Source organism: Nocardia yunnanensis (assembly GCF_003626895.1).
Lineage (GTDB): Bacteria > Actinomycetota > Actinomycetes > Mycobacteriales > Mycobacteriaceae > Nocardia > Nocardia yunnanensis.
On sequence record NZ_CP032568.1, the window covers coordinates 217,152 to 229,022 of the forward strand.

General features: G+C 70.5%; 10 protein-coding genes. 5 read left to right on the forward strand and 5 right to left on the reverse strand.

The window, feature by feature from the left end; translation table 11 throughout:
* Positions 1 to 19 precede the first annotated feature (19 nt).
* Together D7D52_RS00930 and D7D52_RS00935 are read right to left on the reverse strand one after the other, a co-directional pair.
* Positions 20 to 1,276 carry a class I adenylate-forming enzyme family protein gene (locus D7D52_RS00930; RefSeq protein WP_120734624.1) on the reverse strand — a complete coding sequence of 419 codons (1,257 nt, stop codon included), beginning with the start codon at positions 1,274 to 1,276 and terminating at the stop codon, positions 20 to 22.
* 331 nt (positions 1,277 to 1,607) lie between these two features.
* Entirely contained in the window at positions 1,608 to 2,402 is a 795-nt protein-coding gene (locus D7D52_RS00935; RefSeq protein ID WP_120734625.1) for an enoyl-CoA hydratase/isomerase family protein, read from the reverse strand.
* A 77-nt stretch (positions 2,403 to 2,479) separates the two neighbouring features.
* On the opposite strand from D7D52_RS00935, the gene D7D52_RS00940 reads away from it, so the two are divergent.
* Positions 2,480 to 3,505 (forward strand): glutathione S-transferase family protein, encoded by a 1,026-nt coding sequence (locus D7D52_RS00940; protein WP_120734626.1) that lies wholly within the window; start codon positions 2,480 to 2,482, stop codon positions 3,503 to 3,505.
* Positions 3,506 to 3,511: 6 nt separating this feature from the next.
* Here D7D52_RS00940 and D7D52_RS00945 read toward each other — a convergent pair whose 3' ends face one another.
* Positions 3,512 to 3,931, reverse strand: a complete 420-nt coding sequence (locus D7D52_RS00945; protein WP_120734627.1) for a VOC family protein — start codon at positions 3,929 to 3,931, stop codon at positions 3,512 to 3,514.
* A 4-nt stretch (positions 3,932 to 3,935) separates the two neighbouring features.
* A complete protein-coding gene (locus D7D52_RS00950) occupies positions 3,936 to 4,820 on the reverse strand; it encodes an AraC family transcriptional regulator (RefSeq protein ID WP_187703090.1) in 885 nt (294 codons plus the stop codon).
* 81 nt (positions 4,821 to 4,901) lie between these two features.
* On the opposite strand from D7D52_RS00950, the gene D7D52_RS00955 reads away from it, so the two are divergent.
* Genes D7D52_RS00955 through D7D52_RS00965 form a run of 3 tightly spaced genes read left to right on the forward strand, consistent with a single transcriptional unit; the run spans position 4,902 to position 7,391 of the window.
* Positions 4,902 to 5,618, forward strand: coding sequence for a hypothetical protein (locus D7D52_RS00955; RefSeq protein WP_120734629.1), 717 nt, complete (start codon positions 4,902 to 4,904; stop codon positions 5,616 to 5,618).
* Positions 5,615 to 6,559, forward strand: coding sequence for an ABC transporter ATP-binding protein (locus tag D7D52_RS00960; protein ID WP_120734630.1), 945 nt, complete (start codon positions 5,615 to 5,617; stop codon positions 6,557 to 6,559). The genes D7D52_RS00955 and D7D52_RS00960 overlap by 4 nt, the downstream gene beginning before the upstream one ends.
* 43 nt (positions 6,560 to 6,602) lie before the next feature.
* The gene (locus D7D52_RS00965; protein WP_120734631.1) at positions 6,603 to 7,391 is read left to right on the forward strand and encodes a hypothetical protein; all 789 of its coding nucleotides are present in this window, start codon (positions 6,603 to 6,605) and stop codon (positions 7,389 to 7,391) included.
* Here D7D52_RS00965 and D7D52_RS00970 read toward each other — a convergent pair whose 3' ends face one another.
* Positions 7,392 to 7,922: a VOC family protein gene (locus D7D52_RS00970; protein WP_120734632.1), complete on the reverse strand. Its 531-nt coding sequence runs from the start codon at positions 7,920 to 7,922 to the stop codon at positions 7,392 to 7,394. It lies immediately after the preceding gene.
* Positions 7,923 to 8,107: 185 nt separating this feature from the next.
* Here D7D52_RS00970 and D7D52_RS00975 point away from each other — a divergent pair, with 185 nt between their 5' ends.
* On the forward strand, positions 8,108 to 11,809 hold the full coding sequence (locus tag D7D52_RS00975; RefSeq protein ID WP_120734633.1) for an ABC transporter ATP-binding protein: 3,702 nt from the start codon (positions 8,108 to 8,110) through the stop codon (positions 11,807 to 11,809).
* The last annotated feature ends 62 nt before the right edge of the window (positions 11,810 to 11,871 follow it).

Here is an 11,871-nt window from a genome sequence, read left to right on the forward strand (position 1 = left end):
GCCGCCACACTCGCGCGGGTCAGTCCGCCAGGGCCTGGCGGACGAGACCGTCGCCGTCGATGTCGACCTGGTGCCCGGTGTGGAACCAGGAACCGGTGAAGCGGGACTCGGTGGTCTGCGGATCGTTCCAGTAGCGCGGGGTGACATTCGGCCCGCGGCACAGCAATTCGCCGTGACCGGCGTCCGCGCGCGGGCCGAACAGCGCGAGTTCGGTTCCGCCGAAGGCGAATCCGAGCACATCGCGGCCCGGGTCGGCGCCGTCGAACCAGGCGGTGTCGTCGCGGGCCAGGCCGATGCCGGAGGTCTCGGTGGCGCCCCACACCGACCACTGCCGGGCCTCCGGGAACACGTCGCGCAGCGTCACCGAAACCTCTTCGGAGGCAGCCGGATTCACGGCGGCCAGCTCGGCGCGATGTCCGGCGCTGCAGACCTGGCGGACCTGATCCACGCGCAGGCCGTCCAGGTCGGGCAGCAGTCCGGCGAAGATGCGCGGGGTGGCGGCGACCATGTCGATGCGTTCGGCGACAAGGCATTCCGGGATCGCCGACCGGTCGGGGGCGAGTACCACGGTGCCGCCGACGGCGAAGGTCGGCAGCAGCTGGTCGACGCAGCCGCTGGCGTGCGCGAGCGGCAGCAGCACCAGGTTGCGCAGGCCGTCGGTGGGCAGGTCGAGCGCGCCTACCACGGAACGGATCGCCGAGAGCAGGTTCTCGTTGGTCAGCTCCACGCCGCGCGGGCCCGCGCCGGCGCCGAAGGTGGTGTAGCAGAGCAGGGCCAGCTCGCCCAGGGACGCGCCGTCGTCGATGAAGGCCGCGCCGTCGGGCAGGGCCTCGCGATAGCCGGCCGCCCGGCCGCCGCCGTCCAGCACGAAATCGGTGCAGGCGTCGCGGATCACGCGCTCGGCGACCGCGTCGGGGAGGCCGTCGTGCACCAGGACCGGGACCGCGCCCGAGAGCAGCGCGCCCAGGAACGCCTGCACCCAGCGCGCGCCGACCGGCATGCGCACCGCCACCCGATCGCCGTAGCCGATGCCGTGCTCCTGCAGCCCGCCCGCGATGCGGGAGGCCGAGTACCAGAGTTCGCGGTAGGTGAGCCGGGGGCCGCCGATCTCGACCACGGCCTCGCGGCCGGCGAAGGTGTGGACCTGCACATCGAGTAGTTCGGTGAGCGCCGGCGTGAGATTGCCGTAGCGCAGGATGCCATCCGCGGCGCGCGCAAGCGGGTTGTCGCACCAGCCGTTTCGCGAGTGCGGGTATTCCACGAGTAACTGCGACATCGTCCCTCCGAGTGCCTCGTCTGCCCTGCCAGGCATGAGAACTATATGGCGCAGATCACAGCGATGGGCGGATTGTCGGCAAACGGATGTCAGGGTTTGACCCGATGGAAACAGACCAGCGCCAGGCGAACCTGCCCTTCCCCCTGGAGAGCCTGCGGAAACGTCGGATTTGAAGTGCTCGCCGCACCCGTGGAACACGATTGCCTATCGAGCGGTCGCGCTAGCCCCCCAACCAGCCACCCCTGCAGGTGAGAGCGTTGACACGCCCGGAAAACGCCGACACACCCGGCCGCGCACCGCGACCGAGCATATCGAGTCTTCGGCTTGCGAGCTATTTGCCTGTGTACGTGGCTTTTCCGGGACCGACCTCGAGGAAGCTGCGCACCGCGTCGCGCAGATCCGCGCTGCCGAAAAGTTGCCCCGAGACCTCCGGGGTGACCGAATCCGCGTGCGCCACACCGCCGGAACGCCAGGCCTCGATGATCTGCTTGGTGGCCGCGTGGGCGCGGGTCGGGCCGTCGGCCAGCTTGGTCAGCAGGGCCCGGGCGGCGGTCTCGACATCGTCGTGCACGGCATTGACCACACCCCAGTCGGCCATGGTGGCGGCGTCGTAGAGGTCGGCGGTCATGACGAATTCGCGGGCGCGACCGGAACCGGCGCGCTCGGCCAGCCGCTGCGGGCCGCCCATCGAGGGGGTCAGGCCGACCACGGTCTCCACCAGACCGAACTTGGCCTTCGGCGCGGCCAGGATGATGTCGCAGGCCAGCGCCATCTCGAAAGCGGCGGTCAGGGTGAGCGAATGGGCCGCGAAGATCACCGGGCAGGGCAGCGCCTCGAGCGGATGGATGATGCGCGCGAACAACGTCCGCCACAGCTGCGCGCCCTCGTCCACCGACAGGCCCTCGAACACGTGCACATCGACGCCGCCCGAGACCAGCTTGCCCTCGGCCCGCACCAGCAGCGCCCGCGGCGGATCGGCCGACAGCTCTTCCAGATCCGCCGCCAGCGCGTCCAGCAGCGCCTTGTCGAACAGATTCAGGGGCGGATGGTCGATGGACAGGATCGCCGCGTCCGCCCCGCCCGCGGTGACGATGCGTTCCAGCCGAGTGGCCTTCGAGTCAGTCATGCCCCGAATGTATGCGGCTGCTTACTTCGAGGACAGAGGGCAGGCGGAAATTTCGCCGAGGCAACTAGCCTGAGGGGGTGACCACGTCGAAATCCGAGTCCGGCTCCTATGTCGAAGCCGGCGAGTTCAAGCGGGACACCAACTACATCGAAACGCGAATCACCGCGGACGGGCGGGACGGGTTCCCGGTCGAGGCGGGACGTTATCGGCTCGTCGCCGCGCGGGCGTGCCCGTGGGCGAATCGGACGTTGATCGTGCGGCGGCTGCTGGGGCTGGAGTCGGCGCTGTCGCTGGGGTTGTGCGGGCCCACCCATGACAAGCGCAGCTGGACCTTCGATCCGGATCCCGGCGAGGTGGATCCGGTGCTGGGCATTCACTTTCTGCGGGACGCGTACCTGAAGCGGTTCCCGGACTATCCGCGCGGCATCACCGTGCCGGCCGTGGTGGACGAGCGCACCGGCGCGGTGGTGACCAACGACTACGCGCAGATCACCCTCGACTTCTCCACCGAGTGGGCCGAATTCCATCGCCCCGGCGCGCCGCGGCTGTATCCGGAAGACCTGCGCGCGGAGATCGATTCGGTCAATCGCCGGGTCTACACCGAGGTCAACAACGGCGTGTACCGGTGCGGTTTCGCGGGCGACCAGGCCGCCTACGACGCCGCCTACGATCGGCTGTTCACCGCGCTGGACTGGCTCTCGGAGCGGCTCGCCGGCCAGCGGTACCTGGTGGGGGACACCATCACCGAGGCCGACGTGCGGCTGTTCACCACCCTGGTCCGCTTCGACCCGGTGTATCACGGGCATTTCAAGTGCAATCGGGACAAGCTCACCGAACTGCCGGTGCTGTGGGCCTACGCCCGCGATCTGTTCCAGACCCCGGGCTTCGGCGACACCGTGGACTTCACGCAGATCAAGCAGCACTACTACATCGTGCACACCGACATCAATCCGACGCGCATCGTCCCCCAGGGGCCGGAGCTCGCCAACTGGCTGACCCCGCACGGCCGGGAAGCCTTGGGCGGCAAGCCCTTCGGTGACGGCACGCCGCCGCCACCGCCGCTGGAGGCCGAACGGGTGCCCGCCGGGCACACCCCGCTCTGACCGGGCCTACTCCCCCGCCGCGCCCCGATAGGTGCCGAAGCTCCAGTAGACGCCTTCGGGGTCGCGGCAGACGAAACCCCGTGATTCGTAATCGGTTTCGTCGCGCAGTTCGCGAGTGATGGTGGCGCCGGCCGCTTTCGCGCGCTCGTACAGGGCCTCGACGCCGTCGAGCGCGATGTACACCGAGCCGACGCCGGGCGGCTGGCAGTCCAGGGCCATGTCCTCGCGGACACCGCCGAGCATGATCGCGCCGCCGCCCGGCCAGGCGAGTTCGGCGTGCGCCACGGTGTCGCCCTCGGCGTAGCAGGCGGTCGTCTCGAAGCCGAAGGCCTGCTCCAGGAAGGCGATCGCGGCCTTGGCGTCGCGGTAGACCAGCGTCGGCCACAGCACGGTGCCGGTCTGTACTGGGGATGTGGTTTCGCTCATGGCTCTAGCCTCCCGCGTCGGCGGTTTGTCGGTCTTGGACGAATGGGAACTCCTCGCGCTCCAGCCACACCGACGGCGGCATGCCCGCCAGCTCCCGCCACTCCCGGGCCATATGGGCCTGGTCGTAGTAGCCGGTGACGGCGGCGACCTCCGACAGCGGCGGTCCCGCCGGATCGCGCAGCAGCCGATGCGAGCGTTCGAAGCGCGCCACCCGGGCCGCGTCCTTGGGGGTGATGCCGAACTCGGCGCTGAACCGATTGCCGAGATGTCTGCGGCTCCAGCCGATCTCGTCGGCCACCGCGCCCACCCGCACCGCCGGATCCGGTCCCGACAGCAGCGTCCAGGCCCGCATCAGCTCGGCGTCCCAGCCGACCGGCGAGACTTGCCGCAGCAGGATCTCGTCGATCACCGCGAACCGCTGCGGCCAGGAGCGCACGAGCGACAGCCGCTCCCGCAATTCGGCGGCCCGCGGACCGAGCAGCTCGGCCAGATCCACGATCCACGACCCCAGCGCCGCCGTCGGCACCCCGAACAACGCCCGGCACCCCAGCGGCGTCAACCCCAATTGCACGCCGTGCTGGAACCCGTTGTGCGCGACCACCGCCGGCCGCGTAGTGAGTCCGCTGGCCAGCATGTCCCAGCGCCCCGCCGCCTGACCCGGCTGCGACGAGACCGGAATCTCGATCGGCTCGTCGATGGTGATGATCACCGTCAGCACCGAACCCGGCATGCCGACATGGGTCCCCGGTGCGAACCCATGCAAGAAATAGCCCTCGTACCCGAGGACGTACGCGCGCAGTCGCGGATCGGGTACCCCCGACGCGCCTTCGGACACGCCAGCCACGTCCCCCACCCTAGGCCGATCTTGGCTGTCGCGGGACCCTCCCATCCGGAACCGGTCTATCGCGCGAATCGTTGTCGGGGTGCCATTAAGGTTTGGTGGGAGAACCGCACGGAAAAGGGGTTTGCGATGTTCAAGACCGGGCTCGAGAAGACGGTCGTCTCGCTGCTCGACAACGGGGCGCAGGTGCAGGCCCCGGCTGTCGCCAAGTACGTCGGGAAACTGCGGGACGCGCATCCGGGTGAATCGCCGGCGCAGATCGTCACGCGCCTCGAGAAGCTCTACCTCAATACCGTGACCGGTTCGGGCACCGCGGTCGGCGCGACCGCGGCGGTGCCGGGCGTCGGCACCGTCGCCTCGCTGGCGGCCATGAGCGCCGAGACCGCCTTCTTCCTGGAGGCGTCGGCGGTGTTCACCCTGGCCGTGGCGGCCGTGCACGGCATCGCGCCCGAGGACAAGGAACGCCGCCGCGCGCTGGTGCTGGCCGTGGTCCTCGGCGAATCCGGCATGGAGATCGTGCAGAAGAGCGTCGGGCACTCCGCCAAGAACTGGGGCGGGCTGCTGGCCGGCAAGGTTCCCGGCATCAGCACCATGAACGACACGCTGCTCAAACGGTTTCTGATGCGGTTTCTCGCCAAACGCAGCGCGCTCATGGTCGGCAAGGTGATTCCGGCCGGAATCGGCGCGGCCATCGGCGGATTGGGCAACCGGGCCCTCGGCCACGGCATCATCGACAATGCCCGCCAGGCGTTCGGCGCGCCGCCGCGGACCTGGCCGCGGCCGCTGATCATCGACGCCGACCCGCTGACCGCCGTGGAAGCCCCGACCCGGAACCCGCAGCCGTGACCCGGCCGCTCGCCTTCGCCGCCGGGGCGCTGACCAAGACCTTCGAGACCGTCACCGCCGTCGACGATGTGAGTTTCGTGGTGCCCGCGGGCAAGGTGGCGGCCCTGGTGGGGCCGCACGGCGCGGGCAAATCCACCGTGCTGCGCATGCTGCTGGGCCTGCTCACCCCGAGCGCCGGCACCGCGAACGTGGGCGGGCCGGGTTCGGGTGCGCGGGCCGGACGGCAGGTGGTGGGCGCCATGCTCACCCCGCGCGGCCTGCATCCCGCCCGCCGGGTGCACGCCCAGCTGGGCGTATTCGCCGCCGCCGCAGGCGTTTCCGACGAACGCGCGCAGGAGCTGCTGACGCTGGTCCGGCTCACCGAGGTCGCCGACCAGCGGGTCGGAGCCCTGTCGGAGGGGATGCGCACGCGGCTGGCGCTGGCGGTCGCCCTGCTCGGCGATCCGCCGCTGCTGGTGCTCGACGATCCGGTCGACGGGCTCGACGTGCGGGAAACCGCCTGGCTCAACGACTTTCTGCGCGGCCACGCCCGCCGGGGCGGCACCGTGCTGCTCACCTCGCGCACGCTGAGCACCGTGCTGCCCGTGGCCGACGAGCTGATCGTGCTGGACCGCGGCAAGATCGCCTACCAGGGCAGTCCGGCGCGGCTGCGACGCAGCCATCCGGATCGCCTGCTGGTCAAGGCCTCCAGCCCCATCGCGCTGGCCACCACCCTGGCCGCGCAGGGCTTCACCGACGCGGTCATGCGGCCCGACGGGCGGCTCGCCATCGCGGAAGCCTCACTGACGCAACTGGAATCGGCGGCGGCCGCGGCGCGCGTCCAGCTCACCGAGATCACCCCCGAGCACATCCATCCCGACCAGGTGCTGGCCGCGCTCACCCACACCGGCTCCCCCGCCCCGGCGTATTCGACCTCGGCGGTGTACGGGACCTACCGGTGAGCTCCCCGCACCACGCCCGGCTCCCCGTACGAAAGGACGCTGCATGAACCTCACGGTGCCGCCGCTGGTGGCGCGGGCCGCCAATTCCGAAGTGCGCAAGGTGACTTCGGTGCGGACCAACTGGCTGATCGGCGGCGGGGTCGTGGTGGCCGGGGTGCTCGCGTTCGTGGCGCTGGGCGCCGGGTTCCAGCCGGGCGGAGCGCACGGGCAAGGTTTCAGCTCCGGATCCGGTTGGGCCGCACTGCTGACCCTGTGGGTGCTGGTGCTGACGGTGGCGGCCGCGGCCGTGTTCGGCGCGCTCGGCTCGGCCACCGAATTCCACACCGGATCGCTGGCGATCAGCACGCTGTACACCTCCGACCGCACCCTGCTGCTCGGCTCGAAACTGGCGGTGGCGGGCGGTTTCTCGCTCGCCACGGTGGTGGCGATGGAGATTCTCGGCGGCGCCGCCATGCGACTGACCGGCGGCTCGCGCGTCCCCATGGACGGCGGGTTCTTCGGCGTGCTGATCGGGGTGGCGCTGGCCGCGGTGTGCTGGGCGGTGATCGGCACGGCGCTGGGTTTCGCGCTGCGCTCGCCGACCCGGGTGCTGGCGGCCGTGCTGGGCTGGGCGGTGCTGGAGCCGCTGCTGTGGATCACCTTGCGCGCCATCGGATTCGGCGGGCTGGCCGCCATTCTGCCGGTGTCCTCGACGGTCGGGGCGATCAGCGGCGGACGCTACGCCAAGAGCGCGCTCATCGCGCCGACGCCGGCGGCCATGGTGCTGATGGTGCTGTGGAGCGCCGCGGCGGGTGCGGGCGCCTGGTGGCTGTTCACCCGCCGCGACCTCTGATCAGGGGCGGTCGGCGAACACGCGTCGCCACACCTCGTGATCGGTGCGCGGACCGCCCGGCGTGTCCGCGCCGTACTTCGCGATGAGGCCCGGCAGGTCCAACGGCACGCTCGGCGCGGTCATGGCCGAGAGCTCCGCCTCGACCGCGGCGTCGGGAACCAGCCAGCAGACCTCGAATTCGATGCCGTCCGGGTCGGCGGCGTAGAGCGCCTTGGTGGAGGCGTGATCCGACGCGCCGCGCAGCGCGCCCGCCGCCTCCAACGCGTCACGGACCCGCTGCAATTCGCGCAATGTGTCCACCTCCCAGGCCAGGTGATAGAGCCCGACCCGGCCGGTGCGGTGCGCGACCGACGGGTCCGGCGACTGGAACAGCCCCAGATCGTGATCGTTGGCCGAACCTTCCGCCTGCAGGAACACCGCGCCCGGGAAACCCTGCAACCGCCGGAAGCCGAGCACGTCGGCATAGAAGGCGGCGGAGCGCTCCACGTCGGAGACGAACAGGACGGCGTGATTGAGACGCTGGATCGGCATCCCTCCAGCCGACCATGCCCGCGACCGCCGCACAAGACCGCGCTCCGACACGCAAGACCGCGTTCGGGCGCGCGGGACCGCCACCCGGCGCACGGGACGTTGTCGCACCCTGCGGGCACACTGGAAAGGCTCGGGTGGGAACAAAAGTCGACGGCGGGGGGATTGTGTTGTCCGGAATGAGATCGATGGATGTGAACCGGGACGGGTGGCTGCGGCGGCTGTGGCAGCGATGTACGCGGCATCCCTGGCTGCTGACCGGATTGGGGCTGGCGATCGCGCTGGGCGCGACCGTGGAGGTGACCGGGCCGCTGCTGGCCAAGCACGCCCTCGACGGCGCGACCGCCGGCAATACCGGGATCATCGCGGCCATGGCCGGGGCGCTGGGCGTTCTCGCGCTCGGCCGGTTCCTGGCCTCCTTCGGCCGCCGCATGCTGGCCGGGCGGTTGGCGCTGGACGTCCAGCACGAACTGCGCATCGATCTGCTGGGCGCGCTGCAACGCCTGGACGGTCCCGGGCAGGACGAATTGCGCACCGGACAGGTCATCTCGCGATCCATCAGCGACCTCACCCTCGTCCAGGGACTGCTGGCCATGGGCCCCTGGTCGGCGGTGGCGGCGCTGCAATTCGTGCTCGCCGCGGGCGTGATGCTGTGGCTCTCGCCGCCTTTGGCGCTGGCCGCGCTGCTGGTGGTGCCGGTGCTGGCGCTGGTCGTCTACCGGGTGCGGCCGCGGCTGTACGCGGCCACCTGGTCGGCGCAGCAGCGGGCCGCGGATCTCGCCCAGCACGTCGAGGAGACGGTCACCGGCGTGCGCGTGGTGAAGGGCTTCGGGCAGGAGGCCCGCATGGTCGACGTGCTCGAGACGCACGGCCGCGCGCTGTACGCCGAACGCATGCGCGCGGCCCGCATCGACGCCCGCTTCAGCCCCACCCTGGCCTCGATTCCGCAGGCCGGGCTGGTCGCGGTGATCGCGGTCGGCGGGCTGCTGGCCTTCCACGGCAGCATCGGGCTGGGCACCTTCCTGGCCTTCGTCGCCTACGTGTCCACCATGACCAATTCGACGCGCATCGTGTCGTACGTGGTGGTGATGGCTCAGCTGACCCGCGCGGCCGCCGACCGCGTGCACCAGGTGATCGACAGCGCGCCCGAGCGCATCGACCCCGAGCATCCGGTCGAGCTGCCGAGTGGGCCGCTGGGCATCGACATCGAGGACCTGTCGTTCGGGTTCGAGCCGGAACGGGCGGTGCTGCGCGACTTCTCGCTGACCATCGCGCCCGGGGAGACGGTCGCCGTCATCGGGCCCGCGGGGTCCGGCAAGTCCACGTTGAGCCTGCTGCTGCCGCGCTTCTACTCCCCCGATGCGGGCCGGATCAACCTGTACGGCAAGGACTCTCGCGCCGATATCGCCGAGCTGCGGGCGGCCGACCTGCGCGCGGCGGTCGCGGTCGTCTTCGACGAAGCCTTCCTGCTCTCCGACACCATCGCCGCGAATATCGCGCTGGGGCGCCCCGAGGCCAGCGAGGCGGAGATCCAGGCGGCGGCCAAACAGGCCGCGGCGGACGAATTCATCAACGCGCTGCCCGACGGCTACGACACCGTGGTCGGCGAACGCGGGCTGACCCTGTCCGGCGGTCAGCGCCAGCGCATCGCCCTGGCTCGCGCCCTGCTCGCCGATCCCCGCATTCTCGTCCTCGACGACGCCACCTCCGCCGTGGACGCCGTCACCGAGGCCGCGATCTTCGCGTCCCTGCCCACCGACTCCGGCCGCACGACACTCATCCTCGCCCACCGGGAATCGACGCTGGCCCACGCCGACCGGGTCATCCGCCTCCCCGCGCCCGAGGCGGGCACCGCGTCCAGTCATGCCGAGGCGCTTGTGGCCGGGAACGAGGCGGCGGGTGTGGATTCCGGCCAAAAGCACGCCGGAATGACGAGGGGAACGAGCGCTGGAATGGCGGGGGACGCGGGGGCGGATCGGGATACGCCGGAGGAAGTTCGGCGGGTGCTGGGGAAGTTGCCGCCGGCGAGTGAGAGGCCGGGGCTCGATGCGGCCGAATTGCGGGAGCCCGATCCTGGATTCCGGTTGCGGCATGCGTTGCGGCTGGTGAAGTGGCTGGTCGCGGGCACTATGGTGCTGCTAGCGCTGAATGCGGTTGTGGGCGTGGGGTTCCCGTCCATCGTCCGGTACGCGGTCGATTCGGGGGTCGGGAAGCACGACTCCGGCGCCCTGGTCACCGCCACCGTGATCGGTGTGGTGCTGGTCCTGCTCGGTTGGACCGTGGCCGCGACCTCGCTGCTGTGGAGCAATCGCGCCGGGGAGCGCGTGCTGTTCGGATTGCGCGTGCGCAGTTACGCGCATCTGCAGCGGCTCGGCCTCGACTTCTACGAGCGAGAACTGTCCGGCCGCATCATGACCCGGATGACCACCGACATCGACGCCCTGTCCACCTTCATGCAGACCGGTCTGCCCGACGCGCTGGTCGCGCTGCTGACGGTGGCCGGAATCGTGGTGGCGCTCATGGTCATCGACCTGCAACTGGCGGCCATCGTGTTCGTGACGCTGCCGCCGCTGCTGCTGGCCACCTGGTGGTTCCGCAAGGTGTCCGATGCCGCCTACAGTGCCGCGCGCGAGCATTCGGCCACCGTCAACGCCGATTTCGCCGAGAACGTCTCGGGTTTGCGTGTGGTGCAGGCCAATCGGCACGAGGCGGCGGCCGCGCGCCGGTTCGCCGGTTACTCGAACGATTTCCGGGTCAGCCGCATGCGGGCGCAGCGGGCCATCGCCACCTTCTTCGCCTTCGTCGGCATGTGGGCGGATCTGGCGCTGGCCACGGTGGTGTTCACCGGCGCGTGGGCGGTGGCGCACGGCTCGACGACGCCGGGCACGCTGGTGGCGTTCGTGCTGTACCTGCAGCTGCTGTTCGGCCCGATCATGCAGCTGTCGCAGCTGTTCGACGGCTATCAGCAGGCGCGAGTCGGGTTGCGGCGCATCGGCGAACTGCTGCGCACCCCCTCCTCCATCTCCCCCGATCCGGCCGACGCGGTCACCCTCACGGGGCGGCTGCGTGGCGAGGTGGTGTTCGAGGACGTCCGCTTCCAGTACCCGGGTGCGAGCCGGCCCGCCCTCGACGGGGTCAGCCTGAGCATTCCGGCGGGCGGCAGCCTGGCGTTGGTTGGGGAGACCGGAGCCGGGAAGTCCACCATCGTGAAACTGTTGGCTCGCCTGTACGACATGCCCCGAGAATCCCTGTCGGGTGACAGAAATCACGAAAACTCCGGCGCCATTCGCGTCGACGGCGTCGACGTGCGCGACTACCGCCTCACCGAGTTCCGTTCCCGGCTCGGCGTGGTGCCGCAAGAAGCTCACTTGTTCACCGGCGACATCGCCAGCAACATTGCGTTTGGCAAACCATTCGCCGACCCGGAAGAGATCGACGCGGCGGCCGCAGCCGTCGGTGCGCTGGCCACCATCCGGGCGCTGCCGCACGGCATGCGGCAACCGGTCGGGGAACGCGGGCGCGGCCTCTCGGCCGGGCAACGCCAGCTCATCGCACTGGCCCGGGCGCAGCTGGTCCAGCCGGATCTGCTGCTGCTGGACGAGGCGACCGCGGTGCTGGATCCGGCCGCCGAGGCATCGGTGCTGGTCGCGAGCGAATCCGTGACACGCGGGCGGACCTCGGTGATCGTCGCGCACCGGCTCGCCACGGCCGCGCAGGCCGACCGGATAGCCGTGGTGGAACACGGAAAGATCAGCGAAATCGGCGCACATGATCAATTGCTCGCGGCACGCGGCGCGTACTACCGCCTGTGGGCTGCGGCCAGTGCAATGGAAGGAATATTCTCGGGCGAGGACGAGTCGTCACGAGAGAATGTGTCCGCTCGATGGTAGCCATGCCCGACGGCGAACGGGGGTGGGCATATCCTCAGTGGGGGCGCATCGGCGCGCATCCG